The organism is Roseomonas gilardii subsp. gilardii (assembly GCF_023078375.1).
GTDB classification, from domain to species: Bacteria; Pseudomonadota; Alphaproteobacteria; order Acetobacterales; family Acetobacteraceae; genus Roseomonas; species Roseomonas gilardii.
In genome coordinates, this window is record NZ_CP095554.1 from 3,151,218 (window position 1) to 3,171,385 (window position 20,168).

The following is a 20,168-nucleotide window of genomic DNA, read 5'->3' on the forward strand; positions in this document are numbered from 1 at the left end:
CACCCGGCCTGCACGGGACGGAGGAACGACGTGGAGGAAGGCCGGGGAAACCGGCTCGGTCGAGCGTCAGCGATCCCTTGCGCCGCGCCGGGGGCGGCGCCCCCAAGCAACCGGCCCGGCTGGAGCACGGCGAAGGCCGGAGAGAAGATCCGATCGGGATGCGCCAGCCCTGCAACATAAATCCGTTTATCCCGATCTCCTTGTTCCTTAAGCGGCCGCGGCGATGAGCAAAAAGAAAGCCCCGCTCGGCCGAGCGGGGCTGTCGAGGGGAGCCGGTCCTAGTCGCCGTTGCGGCGGGACCAGATCAGGTTGTGGCCGCTGCCGTCCTCGGCTTCGACCAGGCTGGCGTAGATCGGCGCCGGGAAGCTCGGATCGTCCAGCTTGACGCTAAGATATTCGCGCTGCGTCTCGCGGGCGACTTTCTTCCAGGCCGCGCCGAACTCGGTGGTTCCTGCGAAAATGCGGAAGTCGGGACCGCGCTCGCTGTCGCCCTCGGTGGCGGTGAACTTGGCCTTGACGTTGAGGGTCAGGGTCTTGACCGCGCCGGTGAAGCCCGCGCCGTTCTCGTTCTTGGTGAAGGTGCCGATGGTCGCCATTGTCGTGTTCCTTTTCCTGTCGGGCCGCACCATTGCGACCTCGATGGTGGTCGTGAGACCGGAGACGATCGACCCCGCACCCTTGGGCTGAAACGAAGTGGAAGGCGTCCGGCGACGGCTTTTTTGCTTCGCGATGCAAAGCCGTAGGCGGCGGAAAAAAGCGGGCGACGGACGTTGCGGGAAGGCGAGCGAGACGCCGCTATGCGGCGGCGGTCTTCGGTCAGACCGTGCCAATCGAGGACGCGGATGGAGCGCCCGTCTCAGGAAATCGGGGGAATCCGGCGGCAATGGCGGCCGTCCCTGCGCCTCGCCAGGATCGGGATTGGTGCTGAAGGGGCTGCGTGGGTGCGGTGAGTCTGATCCCACCGGGGGATGTGTTCGCCTATTGCCAGCGGGTCGATAGCGAATGCGGGTTTGTCGGCCCTTCGCCGGTGCTGCCATGTTTGTCGTGGCCGGAACGCGCCTGCGGTTGCCGCACGATGTTTCGGCCAAGCGGATGGTCGCAGCCTCCGGCGCTGATCCATCTGCCGGTCGACGCGGACACAAGGCCTAACCGCGTCATGGTGCTGCCGTGGCGACTTGGGTTGACTCACCTGCTCCCTGCCAAACCGCGCGGGGCGTATCGCGAAATCGCCGCCACCCTTGCGTTAGCGATCGAAGCCGGATGGCGGAAACGCGCCTGTGGGCGTGGTTCCGGCGCAGCCGAGAGCGCGGCCCGAAGGGCAACGCCATTGCCAAAATCACACGTTTATCTGTCGCTTCCGACAACATCCGCAGCCAGCCGCATCAGCGCCGACAGGCCGGTGACACCACCGCCAATCAGGCAGAAAATCACACGCCAGATATCGGACGGCACGGCATCGCGCGTGATGCCATGGACCAGCGCAAAACCGGCGATGGCAGCGGGGGCGGCAAAGACCAGCGCCACGGCGAGGCGCAGGATCGGTGTCCTCACCACCATGAACAGGGCCACCAGCAGACCATAAGCGGCGGCTCCTGCGGTCAGCCCGACCAGCCCCGCACCGATCAGGCCGGAGCCGGAGGCGTAGGCCAAACGCGCCGCTTCGATGCCGAGCATGAAGGGCAGCGCATAGATAGCCAGCGTATAGGCCAGAACACACAGACCGGCGATCAGCGCAACGGCCATCAACATGAGCACGATCATGGCGGAATCCTCCTGTGCCGATGACCGCAACGGACATCGGATCGGTCGCGCGGGGTCGATCCCCGCGCGACCGCGATTTTTGGGATGGTTGGAAACAGGAAGGCCGGGACCGCTCACGCGATCCCGGCCCGGTCCTCACTCGGCGGCTTGCAGATAGGCGTCCACTTCCGGCGCAGCGTCCAGCCACGCGGGCCGCGCGGTGCGTAGCAGGGACGGCAACCAGCCGGTTCCGGCCAGAAGCTGTTCGGCAGCCTCCGCCATGTCAGGCTTCTTCAAGCCTGTGATCTGCTCGGCGGCTTCGTCGCTGACACCTTCACAAACGGCAGCGAGGATATGCGCCTTGGTCACGCGACCGAGATAGGTCCGGGTCGTCGGAGTCCAGTGCGCCGTCATGTCCAGCGCCACCGCGCTCGCCAGCTTCTCCGTGGTCGCGCGGGCGTTCGGCTTCTGCTCCCACGGTATCCTGACCGCATTGACGGTCAGCGATGCGCAATGGGCGAGCAAGGCCATGAGGCTCGCCTGATCCAGCCCGGCGACGAACGACCACAGGTCCGCCACGTCGCGGGGCATGTCCGATGCCCATCCGGCATGACGATCCGCCAGCGCCTGCGCGGCGGGCGTGTCCTCGATCCCGTCCGCGTGGGACGCGAGATACGCGCTGGTCAGCCTGATTTCGAGGCAGGAGGCTTCCCCGCCGCGATAGAAGGTCTGCGCCGCGAGCGCATGAACAACCGCCACAAGCGCCATGTCCGGTTGCTCGCCAAGGGCGAGACGCAGGCCAAGGGTGCGATGCGCGGTCAGGTCGCGGACAAGGGCATCCGACAGCGGCTTTCCCGCATCACCGGCATCCTCGTCTTCCGGGTTCGGTTCGGCGTCCTCGCCATCGTCCTCGTCCCATATGATTTCCCCATCCTCGGTGATGGTGACGGTTTTACCATCTTCGCCTTCCTCCATTTCCGGTGCCTCGTCCTCGGCGCGGATAAAGCCGCGTTCGATGCGGGCGGTGCCGTCATGGTTCAGGATGACGAACACCCCACCGCGCCCGATCTCGTCGGCATCATAGGCGTGGCGCTTGGCGTCGATCCGCTCGATCTCCATTTCCAACTCCCCGAACCGCTGATCCGCTTCGTCGGGCAATTCGTCATAACCCTCATATTCAGCGGTCAGACGGTCGTATTCTTCCTGCGCGGCATCATAGGCGGCGGCGTCTTCCGCCGACAGGTCCACCGGATGCGGATAGGTGCGGCGCATCCCGTGGGCATGGGGGAAGTCGATGTGAACGGTGGTCCACTTCCATCCCTCTGATACCTGCACTTCGGCGGCGATGGTTCCCAGCTTGTCGATGACCAGCCGGTCCAGCAGCGCGGCGTCCTCGAAAAAGCCGCCCCGGTCCTCGGTGAAGAGGTCGCGGATGATGGTGCCGCCCGCTTCGGCATAGGCGTCCGCCCCGACGAAACGCGCGCGCCGGTCGGTCGCCTCCACGTTCATCTTGGTCAGGTCGCGCCGGATGATCCACGGCTCGCGGTTATAGGACAGGTTGTCGAACACCTGCTCCTGCCGGTCGTGATCCTTGGTGATGGCGAAGGCCATCAACTGGTCCAGCGACAAGCCGCCCTGGCGATAGACCTGCATCAGCTTCGGGCTGACCGCGCCGAGACGCATCCGCTGGCGGACGACATGCGGAGTCACGCCGAACCGGGCGGCAATCTCTTCCGCGCCCCATCCACGATTGTCCGCCAACTCCCGGAACCGCTCATACTGGTCGGCGGGATGCATCGCCTCGCGGGTGACGTTCTCGTCAAGCGAGATTTCTGCCGCATCGTTCTCGGTATCCAGAACACAACGGATCGGTTCGGATTTCTTGATCTGCTTGCGCTTCACGCGCAGCATTTGCGCCAGCCTCCGGCCTTCGCCGATGGTCACGAAGTAGCTTCCGGTCGGTTCGCCGTCCGTGTTCGTCTCCGGCTCCACCACCAGATTTTGCAGCATCCCCTTGGCGGCGATGCTGGCTGCCAGCGCCTCGATATGGGCTTCGCTGTGCGGGGTCTTGCGGGCATTGCGGGGCGACTTCTTGAGTTTCGACAGCGGCAAGGACAGCACCGCGCCGTTTTCTGCGGCGGGGACGTCGGAAACCGTGGCGGTCGTTTCGATAGTGTCGGTCATGGTCTTGATCCTTTGGCTTGGGTTTCGCGCAGCGAAGCGCCGCGCTGAAACCCTGCCCGTCGGCGAGACCGGGGGGTGCAAGGAGCAAGGGCGGCCGGGACGGAGGGGGATCACCCGGCCTGCACAAGCGGATCGAAATCATGACTGAGAGTGTGAAACACGCATCCGCGCGGAAGGCTGGGGAGACCGTCCCGGTCGAGCGTCAGCGATCCCTTGCGCCGCGCCAGGGGGCAGCGCCCCCAAGCAATTAGCCCGGCATGAGCGCGAGCAGGCGCCGGGCACGAGGACCGGATCAGGATGGATAAAGATCAAAACCTGAAAGCCATGCAGCCTGATCGCCGCGCCGCCTCTATACTTTCGGGTCAGCGTGACCCAGTTCAACCGCCTTGCGACGTTGGGCGGTCGTCAACGCACTCCAAAACCGATGAACGCGCGCAGTCGGCATTTGTCTGAGATCGTCGATATGTTGGGCGCGGCGAAGCTCGATCTGGAAGAACGACGGGTGATGATCGATGTTGAAGGCCTGAAGCTTCCAAAGCACGACGGCGGCGTATTTCGGCGTGAGCTTCTTGTTCTTGCGATAGTAATCCAGAGCCCCCGACAGGATGGGATTGTTCTCTTTCGCGGCAAGCTGTTCGAGTGTGCGGATGCAGGATTCCAACTGCATCTGTTGGGTCAGCTTGGTGAGGTGACGCTTCGCCTCGGCTGGCGACAGGCGCCGCCCTTTCTCCATGACCGCCACGTCGAATTGAAGTATGCAGTGGGAGCCGACCCAAAGCGTCGCATCGGTATAGTGATTGGCGATCTCGAAGTGGTAGCGAAGGTCTTGCTGGCCGCAGAGTTCACAGGTTTCGACGGGTTGCTCGTGATCGACTGTGTTGTCGGTGAAGGACCACTCGTCGAACGCAGCCGGCAGGTTTCCCGCCACTGAAAGCGGAAGAATACTGTCACGAACCCGTTGCGTGTATCCGCCCATGATGGTGCCGCCCGTTATTTAAGACCGCTTAACTTAGCCCAACCTCTATTTAAGCCAAGTGGCAATTGCTTAAATAACGCTGCACCCACATAATGGGGCATGTCCGAATCAGCTTCCAACCTCCGGCTAGGCCGCTTTGTCGAGACCTCGATTGCGGGCGAAATGGTGCGCGCCTTCGTGCCGCCTCCGCTGCCGCCGAAACCGCCGATCGACGTGCTGGATCTTCTGGAGCGGCTCAGTCTGGCGGAACGTGCCTTGGGGCGACTGGACGGCATCACCATGCTGCTGCCGCGTCAGGAACTGTTCCTCTACATGTATGTGAGGAAAGAAGCGGTGCTTTCATCCCAGATCGAGGGCACGCAATCGACTCTTTCGGATTTGCTCCGCTTCGAGACCGAGGCGCAGGCGGGACAGCCGATCGACGATATCCGCGAAGTGTCGAACTATGTCGATGCGATGATGTATGGGCTGGAGCGCCTGGAAGGCTTGCCGCTTTCGCTGCGTCTGATCCGCGAGATGCACGAACGCTTGCTGCAAAGCGGGCGTGGCGGCACGAAAAATCCCGGCGAGTTTCGGCGGTCTCAGAACTGGATCGGTGGCTCACGTCCAGGCAACGCGCTTTTTGTGCCGCCGCCGCCGACCGAGATGGATGGTTGTCTCGATGCGCTTGAGCGATTCATGCACGAGGACGATTCGCGTTTGCCCGCCCTCATCAAGGCCGGGCTGCTGCATGTCCAGTTCGAGACCATCCACCCGTTTCTTGATGGCAACGGCAGGATCGGCCGCTTGCTGGTGACGTTGTATCTCTGCGTCAACGGTGTGCTGCGCAAGCCGCTCCTCTATTTGAGCCTGTACCTGAAAACTCATCGCGCCGATTATTACCGACTGCTTCAGGAGGTGCGCGAGCACGGGGCATGGGAAGCCTGGCTCGATTTCTTCCTCACCGGCGTGGCGGATACGGCAAATCAGGCGTTCGATGCAGCCACAAGGATTGTCGATCTGTTCAAGGAAGACCGCGAACGGATTACGACAGAGAGCGACCGGGCAGGCTCCGCGCTTCGTATCCATGATCTGTTTCAGCAGAACCCGTTCCTGACGGCCAACCAGCTCGTTCAGAAGACAGGTCTCTCAGCCCCCACGGTCAACGCTGCGCTCGCCGACCTGGAGCGGTTCGGCATCGTCGAGGAAATCACCGGGCGCAAACGGGGGCGCGTGTTCAGTTACCGGCGATATCTCGCCATCTTGAGCGAGGGAACCGACCCGCTCCCCACTGCGGCCTAACAAGGGGGAGACTGTGCCGATAAAAACTATATCCGCCGCACAATTTGCGACCGCCTTCGACCTGAGGCCCAATCTCGTGGCCTGGTTCCTAGGCGCTGGTGCATCGGCCGCCTCCGGCATCCCGACCGGCTATGCAATGATCCGCGACTTCAAGGCGCAAATCTTTTGCCGCGAGACAAACCTGTCAAAGCGAGAGATCGATACGGCTGATCCAGTGTGGATCGACAGGATCGATGCCTTTTTTCGGCAAACGTCACTGTTGCCGCCTGACGGCGATCCTACGGAATATGCCAAGGCGTTCGAAGCGGTCTATCCAGAAGCCCGGCATCGCCGACAGTATATAGACGATGCGATCTCCAAGGGCACTCCCTGTTTTGGACATAAGGTGCTTGGCAGTCTTATGGCTGCTGGCAAGGTCGATAGCGTTTTCACCACGAACTTCGATCCGCTTATCGAGGAATCGGCGCATTCGGCAAATGCGATCCTCCCGATAGACGGCCAGAACCGCCCGACTGTGGCGGCGATCGATTCCGCCGACCGTGCCATGCGGTGCCTGAATGAATCGGACTGGCCGTTGGTAGCGAAGCTCCACGGCGATTATCAGTCGATCACGATTAAGAACACGGGATCAGAACTGGAGGAACAGGACGCCCGAATGCGGCATGTGCTGGTGGAATCCGGCAAGCGCTTCGGAATGATCTTCGTCGGCTATAGTGGACGCGACGCTTCGATCATGGAGGCGCTGAACACGGTTCTGGATGGGCCGTCGCCATTTCCCAACGGGCTTTACTGGCTCACCTCGTCAGTTTCGCGCTTGCTGCCAGCAGTGATCGAATTCCTAGATCGTGCTCAAGCAGCCGGCGTGGACGTGGCCGTCGTCGAGTGCGCGACCTTCGACGAGCTGGCTGCGGATATCATCAAGATAACCGACCTGCCCCAGCCGCTTCTTGGCCGCGTGATGGCAGGGCGACCTACGCCGCGCCTCGTGCCCGTTCAGGTTCCACATACCAAAGCCCGCGCCTTCCCGGTGCTGCGCTATTCGGCAATTCTGCTCCCATCGATGCCGACCGTAGCCAGACGCATCAGGCTGAGCCAATCAACGACGTCGGCAGAAGTGCGCGAGATCTTCAAAGTGAAGGGATACCGAGCGACGGCAGCCGCGTTGGGGCGTGAGCTAGCGGCGTTCGGGCGGGACCAGGAAATCCTGGATGCCTTGGCTCCGCTCGGCCCATCGCTCGCTGGCACGATCGACCTAGATCCGGTCGCCGATAGCTGGGCGGTGGGGTTGCTCTACGACACGCTTGTGCGGTCTCTCGCCCGACAGCGCCCGCTCATCCCACGCTACAGGCGTTCGGGCCATTCGCTCGTCGTTGCAACACCGCGCGATAGCGATGATCCTGATCGAACGCGGCGTCAGCAACAAACCCTGTCCCGGCTGCGCGACGCCTACGGCACCAGTCTGTTTGGCACAGTGCCAAAGCTTGGCTTCCCGTTTCAGGAGGGTGTCCACCTCAAGCTGGAACGAGTCGATGGAAAGTGGTGGTGCGGCTTCGAGCCCTACACGTTTGTCCAGTTGCCCCGGCAAGATAGTTCCCAAACGGACATTGCGGAGGGTCTGGTCGCCGAAGAAGCTCCGGCTGAAATGGGTATGCGAGCCGAGCGCCGAGGTGATCCTGCCGGTGACTGGCGCCGCGAGCGATGGGCTCCGCGCTATAATAGGAATTGGGCCAGCATTATTGGGGCTTGGGCACAGCTTCTAACCGAAACGGGAGGCACGACCCGAAGTGCCTTCGGGCTCGAAGAGGGCACTGGCATTGATGCCGTGTTCAAGGTGTCACCCGTCACAGGGTTCAGCCGACCATCGCATCACCATACCTACTTCGACAGGAGCAAATGATGGCGAACCCAGCCCTCACCGAGCTGCCGCCATTCACGCTCTTGGATGAGCCAGACCTGTCGTTTTCGCCATCCGATGCCACCCAGGTAGATGTCCATCCATTGCGTGGCCTCCTGAACTTCGGGCCGTATTCGAAAGGATCGTTTAGCGGATACACCCCCGTATTCAATCGCGACGGTTGGCCCGGAGAGCGCTTTCCATCGTCGCGGTGACCTGATGAAGCTGTTGCGGGGCGTGCATCGGCCTTCCGACCGATCAGAATATGTGCCGGAATATCCCGGTTTTGAGAGCCTGTTCCGCGTGTCGCTTGATGCCGCGCCAGCGAGCGCGCACATCAAGTGGCCTGAACACCTCGACCAGTTGCCGGGCGACGGCAACGCGCAGCATCGCCTATACCTTGCAATGGATGCCGCGCTCCGCCGCCTCGACGCCGTTCGCAATGAGTTCGACGTTGTGCTGGTCCACTTTCCTGACAACTGGGACACGGCGACACGCGGAAAATTCTTTGACGCACACGATGTGCTGAAGGCTTTGGGCGCGAAGTATAATATTCCGACCCAGGTTCTGAATGATCGCGCCTTTACCTTCAGTTTTAAGGCCTCGCTCGCGTGGCGTCTTTCAACCGCACTTTATGTGAAGGCTGCGGGCACGCCATGGAAGCTCGCGCCGCTGAAGGGTGTGCCGGCGGACACCGCCTACATCGGCTTGGCTTATGCCCTGCGCGGTGACCAACAAGACGCGCATTATGTGACGTGCTGCTCGCAGGTCTTCGACATGGACGGCGGCGGAATGCAGTTCGTTGCGTTCGAGGCGCGCGACCCGGTGGCCGACGTGGCCGAAGCCCGCCGGAACCCCTTTCTAAGTCGCGACGACATGCGCGCGGTCCTTGCCCGTAGCTTGGAACTCTATCAGGGGCGCAATGGCGGCAACCTACCAAGGCGCATGGTCATTCACAAAACGACCGCGTTCAAGGAAGCTGAAATCGAGGGCGCGTTCGATGCGCTTAGCGGCGTAGCGGAAATAGAGTGCGTCGAGGTCAGTTCGGCATCGTGCTGGCGCGGCGTCTGGCTCATCAAGTCGGGCGTAGAGAAACCGCCGTCAAAACCTTCGGGGTTTCCCGTGCCGCGCGGGACGATGGTGATCCGCACGGGCAATTCTGCCTTGATATGGGTGGCGGGCAATGCTCCCGAGGTCTCAACCAAAGGCGATTACTATCAGGGCAAGAAGAGCATTCCCCGGCCACTACAACTGATCCGTCATGCCGGCAGCGGGCCACTTGAACTCACTGCCCATGAGGCGTTGGCCCTCACGAAGATGGATTGGAATAACGACGCGCTCTACGACCCAGTACCGGTTAGCATTCGCTATTCGCAGAAACTGGCCCGCACGATAGCGAACGTCCCGGACCTACCTCGGAATGTTTATCCTTATCGGTTGTTCATGTGATGAGGTTTCTACAAATTAGAAATGAGCCGAACCGATGGTATTGCTGAGAACTAAGTATGAAATCTGACTTAAATTATACTTCGTAAGAGACGCGCGCATTCTGCAATGCAAAGATGGCTTCGAATCGACGCCATATTATTTATCGGCCTTGGGGGAGGCATACCGTGACGACACCGAGCAATCTGAACTGGCTGGTCGATACTGGAGAGCGACAAGCAACGGCGTGTGGCCGTGAAATCGAGATATGGGAACTAAATCCGCAAGATGACGCTGAAATCCTTTCAAACTGGGCTCGGCATTTCCGCAACCACTACATCGCCGATGCTGATTTACCGTTCATGGCTGGCGGAACGGGACTCGGCAATCCCGATTATCTAAGGACCATTCTCTTTCCCGATGCGAAGGTGGCACCCGGACCGAGCCTCCGATCGGGAGATTTTGGCGAGATCGTCGTCGCCGACTTTATCGAATATTTCCTAGGATATTGGTGCCCACGCGAGCTGCGCTACCAGGATCGCTGGAACCGAAATGACTCGACAAAGGGTTGCGATGTTATCGGGTTCAAGTTCGCGAACGAGGACAACCCCGGTCCGGCCGACGAGCTTTTTATCTTCGAGTCCAAATCTGGCATGTCTGCGTCCGGCGCGAACCGGCTCCAGGATGCGATCGATGACAGCGTAAAGGACAGACTTCGCGAGGGCATGAGCCTCAATGCGATTAAACGCCGTTTCTTCGATCGGGGCGAAATGGGCGATGCCCGAAAGGTCGAGCGCTTTCAAAACGAGGCCGACCGACCCTTTCGCCGGATCAACGGAGCGGCCGCCATTCTCGACGAGGCCGTCTTCGCCGAGACCGACATGGCGGCGACCAACGGTGCGGCTCATTTTAACCAAGAGAATTTGCGCCTTCTGGTTATCCGCGGACCGTCATTGATGAAGCTCGTACATACGCTTTACGAGAGGGCAGCCGATGAGGCCTGAGGCGACCGCGCTCACCATCCTATCCACCGCGCGAGCACGGGCAAAGATGCACGAATTCCGCGTCGCGCCAGCGGACTTCAATGCGTTGCCGCGCGACCCGTCGCTACTCTTCTCATTGGCAATCGGCATCTTGGGAGATGTTGCGGCCGCCGTCGCAGATACGCTCGATGTTGCAGGAGTGGCACCGGCCGTGCTTCCACAACCGCCCGGCTGGGACGAGTTGGATGAGGACCCACAAGATGTGCTACGCTTTTCCTCAGTTTTCTTCGATGCATATTTGAACGCGCAGCTCGATGCCGACTTAGACACCGAATTTTCACTCCTGTGCGCAGCGGCATACTACATCGCCGGGAATGTCGGCAGCGCGACGGTAATCATTCGGCACATGACGGAGCCGAGCCTCGACCTCGCGGGCGGGCTTGGTCATCTCGTCTACAGCATCCTCAAGAACAGCTTCGTTCCGACCGAGGCGGCCCATGCTCATCAAGGGGCGACGACTGAGCTTCTCCAGGCGCTAGCTGGCTATTTCAGCTTCGAGGCCGGGGCGGATGGCATTGCCGAAGCGTGCCGCGGAATCCGCGAGTATTTCCACCGATCCGGCTCACCGCGCGAATTGCTCTACGCCGACATTGCTGGCGCCTTGTGTGCACTCAAGCTCAGAAATTCTGCCCGGACGATCCTGCCAACAGCATCAGGCTTGGCGCCGGACGCGTGGCGCCAAGCGCTCGCGAAGTCGCATTTTCCGATCGAACTCTGGCCTGCTCAGCAGCGGATCGCGGATGCTGGCGTGTTCGCTGGACGTTCCGTAGTCATTCAAATGCCGACCAGCGCTGGCAAGACTCGCGCCACGGAAATCATCATTCGATCGGCCTTTCTATCCGGTCGAGCACACCTTGCAGTGATCGTCGCACCCTATCGTTCGCTCTGCCACGACATCCGGGGCGACCTGGTAACGGCCTTTGCCGGTGAGAATGTGCGCCTGGACGAAGCATCAGACGCCTATCAATTCGACCTCGCGCTCGATGCGCTGCTCGCCGAAGACTCGGTGCTCATCGTGACGCCCGAAAAGCTCCTCTATATGCTGCGCCGGGCTCCGGACCTCGCCCAGAGGATCGGTTTGGTGATCTATGACGAAGGACATCAATTCGACGGAATGACCCGGGGGCCGACCTACGAACTCCTCCTCACTTCGCTGCGCATGTCGCTACCCGCTGAAACCCAGATCATTCTCATCTCTGCCGTGATCGGCAACGCGCCGGATGTCGCTGCATGGCTGATCGGCGATGCTGATGCGGTTGTCGGCGCCGACGGTCTGCTACCGACGACGAAAAGCATCGCCTTTGCGAGCTGGCAGGATCAACGCGGGCGACTCGAATATGTGAAACCGGAGGATCCGGCCGAGCGAGAATATTTCGTGCCTCGCATTATCAGCGATATCGCTCTGCCGCTCCGCGGCAAGGAAACTGCCCAGCGCAGATTTCCGGAGAAAACCGGCGGTGACGTCGGTCTGTTCCTCGGCCTGCACGTCGTGCGCAACGGTAGCGTTGCGATCTTCTGCGGCCGAAAAGACAGCGTGACGAAGATCTGCTCGCGCGCTGTCGAAATCGTCGAGCGCGGCGTCGCCTTGGAATGGCCGATTGAAACCTCGGACGCCGCCGAGGTGGAGAAGATCCGAGCACTTTGCGAAGTCGAGCTCGGAGCCGGCGTGTCAGCGACCCGCGCGGCAGCGCTTGGAATATTCGCCCATCACGCCGACACACCGCACGGTATCCGCCTCGCGATCGAACACGCCATGAAAGAAGGTATGGCGAAATTTGTCATTTGCACCTCGACCTTGGCGCAAGGGGTCAATTTTCCGCTAAAATATCTGATCATCACATCGACGCGCCAAGGTGGCGAACAGATCCTGGTGCGCGACTTCCACAATCTGATGGGTCGTGCCGGTCGCGCGGGGATGCACACCGAGGGCAGTGTCATCTTCTCGACCCCGTCCATCTACGATCAGCGGCAGCAATTTCGCGGCCGATGGACGTGGGACCGCGCAACCGAACTTCTCGACGCCCGAAACTCTGAACCCTCTCGCAGCTCGATCCTGGCGTTGTTCGATGCGTATCAGCAGCGCCAACCGCCGATCGTACAAGAGCTTCCGCCCGATTGGCTCGACCTCGCGTTCGCCGATGCCGCCCGGATAAATGAGGTGGTGGCCGCAGCGCTCGCGGCGCAACCCAATATCAGCGAACGGGAATTCCGCCGGTTCATCGAAGGTCGCGCCCGCGCTGTCCAGAATATCGCCGCTTTCCTCGTTGCCAACATAACCTTTGCCGAGGGAGAGGACGTCGCAGCGCGGATCGGCGAACTTGCGGCTAATACATTGGCTTATCACCTCGCTGACGAGGAGACGCGGGTTCGTATCGTCGAAGTGTTTCGGTCGATCGGGGATTCGATCACGGCCAACACCGATGGCGACCAGCGCGCGCTTATTCGACGGTCGCCCCTACCGCCTGCGGCGGTTGCAGAACTCAAAACTTGGCTGACTGAGAACCTTGAAACCTGCGACCGCAGTACAAGAGAACCGCCTGTTCGCCGAAATCTCTCCGTTGGTACTCCGTTTCACCACGTCCCGCGCGATCCAGGCGATTAGCGATCAGAATGTAGTTCCGCGCTCTCTTGAGGAGTGGGTGGCGGGCAGATCCTATGCCGTGATCTTCGACATATTGGCTGAAGCAAGAGTTCGGGTCGGGCGTGACTATGTCACCGTCGAAGATGCTGTTGCGCTGTGCGAGAGCGGCTTCGGCTACGATGTTGCGATGATCGTTGCATCGATAGCGGACCTGACCGAGGACCTGGACGACGCACTGCACACGGACGTCAGCCTTCTGCAAAAGCAGATTAAATATGGCCTGACTGATCGCGCGGCGGTTGCGTTTCACGAGGCCGGGTTCGCGGATAGGCATGTCGCGAGCCTTCTCGGTCTTGTCTGGGGAAATGTAGTCGACCGTGGCGGCGTCCGCGCAGCTTGCCAGCAAGAGGAGATTGTGCGCGCGGTGCTCGCGCACATTCCGAGCTATTTCGTCAAGGTCGCTGCTGAGCTTGGAGGATGGGCCTAACGCGGCCCATGCCGGTAGCTAGAGCGGAACGCTCATCTAATGACTGTGATGCAGCTCTATTTTCCCTCATTCCTATTTTGGAGGGCCATAGAGGGCTATGGAGTAGATATAGTTCTCATCGCTATCCCGCATGGCCCGCCAGATGACCCTCCCCTCCCCGCGGATCTCCATTCTCCATCCCTGCACGGCTTCGTTCGGCCTGCCGTAACGGATGTCGCGAAGCATGCCGTGCCGCCGACAAACGCTTTCCGTCAGGCCGCGTTCTTCCTGGCAGCAGAAATCCAGGACAGACAGGGAGGACAACCATGCGGCTGATCCTGTGCCTTGCGGCCCTTCTCATGCTGAGCGGTTGCGGATTGGTGGCCCTGCCCTTCCGTGCCACGGGCGATGTGGTGCAGGTGGTGCCCATCGTCGGCGGCCCTGTCGGCAAGCCGATCCATGCGGTGGGGGACGCGATCGACTGACGGCGCGCGTCGCCGGATGGCGGCCGCCACGGGGCATCCCATGCGGCCCGTTCTGCTTTCGGGCGCTGACCGGTGGCGCTATGCGCTCCGGTCGAGCCACTCGTCCACGGCGGCCTTCGCGGCACCAGGCGTCGGGAATCGCGCGCCGTCCAGCGGATGTCCCGCCATGCGAAGAAAATTCTGATCCGGGAAGCGGTGCCCTGTCGTCTCGATGAGGGCGCCACGGTATTCCCAGGTCGGGCCACCTCTGAGCCCCTGGAAGGTCAGGAGACGCGCTTCACCCGGCCGTTTGTCGTCCGATTTCATACACTCACGCCGCGACTGTTGGGGAAAGCCGTGCTGTCTTGGCGCAAGTGGCCGGCCCCGGCGTCATCCATTCGGATGACGCCATGGTCGTCTACCACCATCCGTTCGGGCCGGGGATGATACGCAGAGCCATCATGGGCGAGTGGATGGCGCTATCCACCCAGAATGCCCATGGGTGAACCGGAATCCCCGCGCAACGCCTTAGCGTGCGAGCCGAATGACGAATTGTGGAATGGTTCAATTTGGTGAGGCTCAAACCGGCAGGAAACCTGCCGGAATGGCGTCCCCTAGGGGATTCGAACCCCTGTTGCCGCCGTGAGAGGGCGGTGTCCTAGGCCTCTAGACGAAGGGGACGTGGCCATCGGTGAGGTGGCTTCTATCGGAGCCCCGGCCGTCGATCAAGCCATCTCGGGCCGCTTATTTGCATCCCTGCCGCGCGTGGGCAGGGCTTCACGCCGCTCCCGCCCTCACGCAGCCGTGCGGGACGCCGATTCAGGCAGCCCGCCTTCACTCCCCTGGCCGCAGCTCGCCCAGCACCCGGCCAGAGCGCGGGTCGAGCAGCAGCACGCGCTCGCCCTGCGGCCCCTCGACCCAGATTGCCACCCGGTCCCCCGCCCCGGCCAGGCCGCGGATGCGGGTGCCCGCCGGCTGCCCCAGCCCACCCTCGATCCTCTGGGCGGTGGACATGGCGCCGGGCGCGGCGGTGGACATGCGCTGGACGATCACCGCGATCAGCCCCACGGTGCCCGCGATAATCAGAACCCCCATGACGATGACGAGCACCTTGAGCGCGCGCAATCAGACCCCCGATCTTTCCCTGGATTTCATCGCCACGCCGGAACAGGCGGGGCAGCGCCTGGACCGCGTCCTGGCGGAGGTGTCAGGGGCATTGTCGCGATCCCGTGTCAAGGCGCTGATCGAGGCCGGGCAGGCGCGGCGGGACGGCCAGCCTGTCGCCAACCCGTCCGAGGCGGTGCGTCCGGGCGGACGCTACAGCCTGCACGTCCCGCCGCCGGAACCGGCCACGCCGCAGGCTCAGGCGATCCCCCTGACCATCCTGTACGAGGACCCGCATCTCATTGTGCTGAACAAGCCGGCCGGGCTGGTCGTGCATCCGGCGCCGGGCAACCAGGACGGGACGCTGGTGAACGCCCTCCTCGCCCATGCGGGGGAGGAGCTGACGGGCATCGGCGGGGAGAAGCGCCCCGGCATCGTCCACCGGCTGGACAAGGACACCAGCGGGGTGATGGTGGTGGCGAAGTCCGAGGCGGCACATCATGCGCTGTCGGAAGCCTTCGCCTCCCGCGATCTCGACCGCGAGTATCTGGCCCTGGTCTGGGGCTACCCTCCCCCGCAAGGGGGAGATCGAGGGCGATATCGGCCGGCATCCGATGGACCGGAAGCGCATGGCCGTGGTCACCCGGAACGGCAAGCACGCCCTCACCCGCTATGCCACGGAACAGGCCTGGGCGGGCGCCTGTGCCCTGCTCCGCTGCCGACTGGCGACCGGACGGACCCATCAGATCCGGGTCCATCTCTCGCACAAGGGGCACCCGCTGGTGGGGGACCCGGTCTATCTCCGCCGCACCCCCGCCTCCGCCAAAGCCCTCGGCGCGGAAACACGGGAAGCCCTGCTGGCCTTTCCGCGGCAGGCCTTGCACGCCGCGACTCTGGGCTTCCGCCACCCCATCACCGGAGAGGCGCTGAGCTTCGCCGCCCCGCTGCCACCGGACATGGCCGCGCTGCTGGATATGTTGAAGCGCGACGGAGAGTAACCCGACTGTGACAGTCGGTTTTTCTTGCAAACAAAGGGCGAACGCGCTAAAAACTCGCTGCGCCGCCGCAGCCAGGTGCCGCTCAAAAGCGTTAGCCGCGGAGAAAAGTTCCGACGTGACCGGAGCGACCGCGAAACGCTGGGCCTGGCAACGGATGGGCACATTCCACAGCGGTCTCAGGACCCGCCGTCACGGGGGTTCCTGAAGCCGGAGAGGAGGCGAGTACATACATGGCTTCCACTTCCATGATTCCAATGGCTCCCGAGGGCAATCTTTCCCGCTACCTCCAGGAGATCCGCAAGTTCCCGATGCTGGCGCCGGAGGAGGAGTACAACCTCGCCAAGCGCTGGAAGGACAGCGGGGACGAAGGGGCGGCCCACAAGCTCGTCACCTCCCACCTCCGCCTCGTCGCGAAGATCGCCATGGGCTACCGCGGCTACGGCCTGCCGGTGGGCGAGCTGATCAGCGAGGGCAATGTCGGCATGATGCAGGCGGTGAAGCGGTTCGACCCGGACCGTGGCTTCCGCCTCGCCACCTATGCCATGTGGTGGATCCGCGCCGCGATCCAGGAATACATCCTGCACTCCTGGTCGCTGGTGAAGATGGGCACCACCGCCGCGCAGAAGAAGCTGTTCTTCAACCTGCGCCGGCTGAAGGGCCAGATGGCGGCGCTGGAGGAAGGCGATCTGCAGCCGGAGCAGGTGGAGAAGATTTCCCGCGTGCTGCAGGTGCCGGAACAGGATGTGGTGTCGATGAACCGCCGCCTGGCTTCCTCGGACCAGAGCCTGAACGCCCCCGTCCGCGCCGATAGCGAGGGCGAGTGGCAGGATTGGCTGGTGGACGAGGGCGAGAGCCAGGAGAGTGAGCTCGCGGACCGGGAGGACATGTCCAACCGCCGCCACCTGCTCGACACGGCGCTGAAGACGCTGAACGAGCGTGAGCGCCATATCCTGATCGAACGCCGGCTGAAGGACGAGCCGACCACGCTGGAAGAGCTCTCGCAGCAGTACAACATCTCGCGCGAGCGTGTCCGCCAGATCGAGGTCCGCGCCTTCGAGAAGCTGCAGAAGTCGATGAAGAACCAGATCGCCGAGCAGCGTCTGGCCATCACCTGAAAAGGGCCGCACGGTCCTGATGCGAACGGCGGGGAAACCCGCCGTTTCCGATTCCGGGCTCACCTTCCAGTCCGCTATCCCCGACCGCCGATCCCCGGTCCTGGCAGCAGATCCGCGGCCAAAGGCGCTTCCACCCCGCCCGATCTCGCTTATGGATGTCGGGACGGCGAAAGGAACGGCGCAGATGGGGGTGGAGATGTCGGACACGGCGCAGCAGGCCCAGCGCCCCCGCCTGCGGCGCCGGTATTTCCGGCGGCTGCGGCGTCTTCCCCTGGTTTCGCCCCGCCTCTGGCTGCGGCGCATGGTCTTCTGGTTCGGCGCGGTGCTGGTGGGCCTCGTCGCCATCGGCTTCGCCGCCCTGGCCGACCGCGCCGGCGCGGGCTTCCGCCAACTGGTCACGCACTGGCCCCTGCTGGCGCTGCTGGTCTCCCCCGCCTGCTTCGCCCTGGCCAGCTACCTGACCCGCACCGTCTTCCCCGGCGCCCAGGGCAGCGGCATCCCCCAGGTCATCGCCACCCTGCACATGGACGATCCGAAGCTCATCTCCCAGGTCCTGTCCCTGCGGATCGCCGTGGGCAAGGTCCTGCTGACGCTGCTGGGCCTGCTCGGTGGCGGCTCGATCGGGCGCGAGGGACCGACCGTGCAGGTCGGCGCCTCGATCATGCAGGCCCTGGCCCAGCGGCTGCACCTTCCCCGCCCTGAGACCCGGCGCGCCATGGTGCTGGCGGGGGGCGCCGCCGGCGTCGCGGCCGCCTTCAACACGCCGCTGGCGGGGATCGTCTTCGCCATCGAGGAACTCAGCCATTCCTATGAGGGACGCACCAGCGGCAACGTCCTCACCGCCGTGGTGATCGGCGGCGTGGTCAGCCTGGCCCTGGTCGGGAACTACACCTATTTCGGCGTCACCCAGGTCGATCTCCCAATAGGGGCCGCCTGGGCCGCTGTCCCGCTCTGCGCCATCCTGGGCGGGCTTTGCGGCGGCGCCTTCAGTTGGATGCTGGTGCGCGCCTCCAGGGGGCTGCCCGGCTTGGCCGGGCGTTTCCTGATGCGCCACCCGGTGGGTTTCGCGGCGCTCTGCGGGCTGGTGGTGGCGCTGATCGGGCTGGCCAGCGGCGGCCTGACCTATGGCACCGGCTACGCCCAGGCGCGTGGGCTGATCGAAGGGGAGACCAGCCTCCCCGCCAGCTATTTCGCCGCCAAGCTGCTGGCGACGGTGGTGTCATACTGCAGCGGCATTCCCGGCGGCATCTTCGCTCCCTCCCTCTCGGTCGGGGCCGGCTTCGGCGCCACGCTGGCGGAACTCCTGCCGGTCGCGCCACTCGGCGCCATGGTCCTGCTCGGCATGGTCGCCTATTTCTCGGGTGTGGTGCAGGCGCCGATCACGGCGGCCGTCATCGTCATGGAGATGACCGACGGCCAGAATATGATCATCCCGCTGATGGCCACCTCCTTCATCGCGACCGGCGCCTCCCGGCTTATCTGCCGGCGTCCGCTCTACGGCGCCCTGGCGCGCCGTTTCCTGCATGCGGTGGAGCGGCGCTGAAGCGCGTGCCTCATTCCTCCCGGGGGTCTGGCCCCCGGGTCGCGCCCTGTGCCGGCTCCACCGCCTGGGGCCGGTTCTCCGCGGCGGCACGGTAGACGGTCTCCATCAGGCGCATGTCCCGCAGCCCTTCCTCGCCCGGCGTGTGCGGCGTCTCGTCGGCCAGGACGCGCTCGGAGAAATGGTCGATCTCCAGCGCGAACTGGTTCCTGTGCCGGATCTTGCGCTCCTCCTGCCCGACGATGTTGCCGGACTTGCGGGACACGATCATGCGCTGCCCGACATAGGAGAAGGCATCCGGCATCTCCACGCTGCCGCCCTCGAAATGCAGCCGCAGCGTCTTGTCGTTGAAGGCGCCATAGGAGGCGAGGCAGTTCGCCATCACGCCGGAGGGGAAGCGCAGGCCGAAGGCGACGCTCTCCTCCACCTCCTTCCAGCGCTCGTCGCCCGGCGGGCTGTAGAGCCGCGCGCTGATCTCCACCGGCTCCTCCCCGGTGATGTAGCGCGTGGCGTTGAGGCAGTAGAGCCCGATATCGGGCATCGCCCCTCCCCGGCCAGGGCCTTGGAATAGCGCCATTGCGGCCCCGGCCCGTTGGCCTGGACATTGGTCGCCTCGATGAAGCGCAGCCTGCCCAGTTCGCCGGACCGCACCAGCGCGATCGCCGCGCGGTTATAGGGTTCGTACTGGCAGCGATAGGCCACCATCAGCCTGACGCCAGCCCTGGCGCAGGCATCGACCATCTCCCCCGCCTCGGCGGAACTGGTCGCCATCGGCTTCTCGCAGAGCACATGCTTGCCGATCGCCGCCGCGCGCAGGGTGTATTCGCGGTGCATGCCGTTGGGCAGGACGATATAGACCGCCTTCACCGCCGGCAGGTCGCGCAGCGTCTCGAAATCCGCGTAGCCGAGCACCGAGGTTTCCGGGATGCCGTATTGCCGCGCCACCGCGCTGCCCTTCTCCGGGCTGCCCGTCACCAGCGCCGCCGGATAGGAGCTCTTGCACCCGGCGAAGGCGGGAAGGATCTCCTCCAGGCTCAGCCGCCCCAGCGCCACGATGGCATAGCCCAGGCGCTCCCCGGGTGCGCGCGGCGCGGGCGGTGGCGGCGTGCGCGGCTCGGCCTCGCTGCGCCAGTTCGGGAAGACCACCCTGCCGTTCTGCACCCGCCCGACATCCATCTCGGACGGGGCCGGATAGCCCGGCGCGCCATTGGCCGCCGCATGGGCCGGGCCGAGAGCGAGGCCCATGGCGGACAGGCCGGAGACACGGATCAGGCCGCGCCGCGTGGCGGAGAAGCTGTCGTCGGGCATGGCGGGGGGAAGCTCCGGTTCCGTCCCGCCCTCAACGCCGCGCCCCGCC

The 20,168-nt window shown here is 63.5% G+C and carries 16 protein-coding genes, 1 tRNA gene and 1 pseudogene; 10 read left to right on the top strand and 8 right to left on the bottom strand.

Annotation, left to right across the window (positions count from 1 at the left end):
* Positions 1 to 278 precede the first annotated feature (278 nt).
* The 4 genes from MVG78_RS14505 to MVG78_RS14520 form a co-directional block, all read right to left on the bottom strand.
* Positions 279 to 596: a DUF736 domain-containing protein gene (locus tag MVG78_RS14505; RefSeq protein ID WP_247552604.1), complete on the bottom strand. Its 318-nt coding sequence runs from the start codon at positions 594 to 596 to the stop codon at positions 279 to 281.
* A gap of 748 nt (positions 597 to 1,344) precedes the next feature.
* On the bottom strand, positions 1,345 to 1,761 hold the full coding sequence (locus MVG78_RS14510) for a hypothetical protein (RefSeq protein ID WP_247552606.1): 417 nt from the start codon (positions 1,759 to 1,761) through the stop codon (positions 1,345 to 1,347).
* A 135-nt stretch (positions 1,762 to 1,896) separates the two neighbouring features.
* Positions 1,897 to 3,924, bottom strand: coding sequence for a ParB/RepB/Spo0J family partition protein (locus MVG78_RS14515; protein ID WP_247552607.1), 2,028 nt, complete (start codon positions 3,922 to 3,924; stop codon positions 1,897 to 1,899).
* A 349-nt stretch (positions 3,925 to 4,273) separates the two neighbouring features.
* Positions 4,274 to 4,900 carry a hypothetical protein gene (locus MVG78_RS14520; protein ID WP_247552609.1) on the bottom strand — a complete coding sequence of 209 codons (627 nt, stop codon included), beginning with the start codon at positions 4,898 to 4,900 and terminating at the stop codon, positions 4,274 to 4,276.
* A gap of 99 nt (positions 4,901 to 4,999) precedes the next feature.
* Here MVG78_RS14520 and MVG78_RS14525 point away from each other — a divergent pair, with 99 nt between their 5' ends.
* The 7 genes from MVG78_RS14525 to MVG78_RS14555 all read left to right on the top strand — a co-directional run bounded on the left by MVG78_RS14525 (position 5,000) and on the right by MVG78_RS14555 (position 14,075).
* A complete protein-coding gene (locus tag MVG78_RS14525; RefSeq protein WP_247552611.1) occupies positions 5,000 to 6,181 on the top strand; it encodes a Fic family protein in 1,182 nt (393 codons plus the stop codon).
* 76 nt (positions 6,182 to 6,257) lie between these two features.
* Positions 6,258 to 8,078 carry an SIR2 family protein gene (locus MVG78_RS14530; RefSeq protein WP_247552613.1) on the top strand — a complete coding sequence of 607 codons (1,821 nt, stop codon included), beginning with the start codon at positions 6,258 to 6,260 and terminating at the stop codon, positions 8,076 to 8,078.
* Positions 8,079 to 8,294: 216 nt separating this feature from the next.
* Positions 8,295 to 9,524 carry an argonaute/piwi family protein gene (locus MVG78_RS14535; protein WP_247552615.1) on the top strand — a complete coding sequence of 410 codons (1,230 nt, stop codon included), beginning with the start codon at positions 8,295 to 8,297 and terminating at the stop codon, positions 9,522 to 9,524.
* A 164-nt stretch (positions 9,525 to 9,688) separates the two neighbouring features.
* Positions 9,689 to 10,504: a Hachiman antiphage defense system protein HamA gene (locus MVG78_RS14540; protein WP_247552617.1), complete on the top strand. Its 816-nt coding sequence runs from the start codon at positions 9,689 to 9,691 to the stop codon at positions 10,502 to 10,504.
* Positions 10,505 to 10,550: 46 nt separating this feature from the next.
* Positions 10,551 to 13,145 carry a DEAD/DEAH box helicase gene (locus MVG78_RS14545; RefSeq protein ID WP_247552619.1) on the top strand — a complete coding sequence of 865 codons (2,595 nt, stop codon included), beginning with the start codon at positions 10,551 to 10,553 and terminating at the stop codon, positions 13,143 to 13,145.
* A gap of 58 nt (positions 13,146 to 13,203) precedes the next feature.
* A complete protein-coding gene (locus tag MVG78_RS14550) occupies positions 13,204 to 13,611 on the top strand; it encodes a hypothetical protein (RefSeq protein WP_247552620.1) in 408 nt (135 codons plus the stop codon).
* 305 nt (positions 13,612 to 13,916) lie between these two features.
* The gene (locus MVG78_RS14555) at positions 13,917 to 14,075 is read left to right on the top strand and encodes a DUF6726 family protein (protein WP_115353329.1); all 159 of its coding nucleotides are present in this window, start codon (positions 13,917 to 13,919) and stop codon (positions 14,073 to 14,075) included.
* A gap of 584 nt (positions 14,076 to 14,659) precedes the next feature.
* Here MVG78_RS14555 and MVG78_RS14560 read toward each other — a convergent pair.
* Together MVG78_RS14560 and MVG78_RS14565 are read right to left on the bottom strand one after the other, a co-directional pair.
* Positions 14,660 to 14,735 (bottom strand) — tRNA-Glu (locus tag MVG78_RS14560).
* Between the two features lie 153 nt (positions 14,736 to 14,888).
* Positions 14,889 to 15,179, bottom strand: a complete 291-nt coding sequence (locus tag MVG78_RS14565; protein ID WP_247552622.1) for a DUF6476 family protein — start codon at positions 15,177 to 15,179, stop codon at positions 14,889 to 14,891.
* Between MVG78_RS14565 and MVG78_RS14570 the strand changes: the two are divergent.
* The 3 genes and pseudogenes from MVG78_RS14570 to MVG78_RS14580 all read left to right on the top strand — a co-directional run bounded on the left by MVG78_RS14570 (position 15,148) and on the right by MVG78_RS14580 (position 18,814).
* Positions 15,148 to 16,156, top strand: a pseudogene (locus tag MVG78_RS14570) (RluA family pseudouridine synthase). The gene MVG78_RS14565 and the pseudogene MVG78_RS14570 sit on opposite strands and share 32 nt — an antisense overlap.
* Before the next feature lie 230 nt (positions 16,157 to 16,386).
* Positions 16,387 to 17,271, top strand: coding sequence for an RNA polymerase sigma factor RpoH (rpoH, locus tag MVG78_RS14575; protein WP_247552624.1), 885 nt, complete (start codon positions 16,387 to 16,389; stop codon positions 17,269 to 17,271).
* Positions 17,272 to 17,455: 184 nt separating this feature from the next.
* The gene (locus MVG78_RS14580) at positions 17,456 to 18,814 is read left to right on the top strand and encodes a chloride channel protein (RefSeq protein ID WP_247552626.1); all 1,359 of its coding nucleotides are present in this window, start codon (positions 17,456 to 17,458) and stop codon (positions 18,812 to 18,814) included.
* Between the two features lie 10 nt (positions 18,815 to 18,824).
* Here MVG78_RS14580 and MVG78_RS14585 read toward each other — a convergent pair whose 3' ends face one another.
* Both MVG78_RS14585 and MVG78_RS14590 read right to left on the bottom strand, forming a co-directional pair.
* Entirely contained in the window at positions 18,825 to 19,310 is a 486-nt protein-coding gene (locus MVG78_RS14585; RefSeq protein ID WP_247560455.1) for a Gfo/Idh/MocA family oxidoreductase, read from the bottom strand.
* Entirely contained in the window at positions 19,193 to 20,119 is a 927-nt protein-coding gene (locus MVG78_RS14590) for a Gfo/Idh/MocA family protein (RefSeq protein ID WP_247552628.1), read from the bottom strand. The genes MVG78_RS14585 and MVG78_RS14590 overlap by 118 nt, the downstream gene beginning before the upstream one ends.
* Positions 20,120 to 20,168 lie beyond the last annotated feature (49 nt).

Bases quoted from the DNA above. Each gene is read 5' to 3' on its own strand.
- MVG78_RS14505 (WP_247552604.1), bottom strand. From the start codon at position 596: ATGGCGACCATCGGCACCTTCACCAAGAACGAGAACGGCGCGGGCTTC.
- MVG78_RS14510 (WP_247552606.1), bottom strand. From the start codon at position 1,761: ATGATCGTGCTCATGTTGATGGCCGTTGCGCTGATCGCCGGTCTGTGT.
- MVG78_RS14515 (WP_247552607.1), bottom strand. From the start codon at position 3,924: ATGACCGACACTATCGAAACGACCGCCACGGTTTCCGACGTCCCCGCC.
- MVG78_RS14520 (WP_247552609.1), bottom strand. From the start codon at position 4,900: ATGGGCGGATACACGCAACGGGTTCGTGACAGTATTCTTCCGCTTTCA.
- MVG78_RS14525 (WP_247552611.1), top strand. From the start codon at position 5,000: ATGTCCGAATCAGCTTCCAACCTCCGGCTAGGCCGCTTTGTCGAGACC.
- MVG78_RS14535 (WP_247552615.1), top strand. From the start codon at position 8,295: ATGAAGCTGTTGCGGGGCGTGCATCGGCCTTCCGACCGATCAGAATAT.
- MVG78_RS14545 (WP_247552619.1), top strand. From the start codon at position 10,551: ATGCACGAATTCCGCGTCGCGCCAGCGGACTTCAATGCGTTGCCGCGC.
- MVG78_RS14555 (WP_115353329.1), top strand. From the start codon at position 13,917: ATGCGGCTGATCCTGTGCCTTGCGGCCCTTCTCATGCTGAGCGGTTGC.
- rpoH (WP_247552624.1), top strand. From the start codon at position 16,387: ATGGCTTCCACTTCCATGATTCCAATGGCTCCCGAGGGCAATCTTTCC.
- MVG78_RS14580 (WP_247552626.1), top strand. From the start codon at position 17,456: ATGGGGGTGGAGATGTCGGACACGGCGCAGCAGGCCCAGCGCCCCCGC.
- MVG78_RS14590 (WP_247552628.1), bottom strand. From the start codon at position 20,119: ATGCCCGACGACAGCTTCTCCGCCACGCGGCGCGGCCTGATCCGTGTC.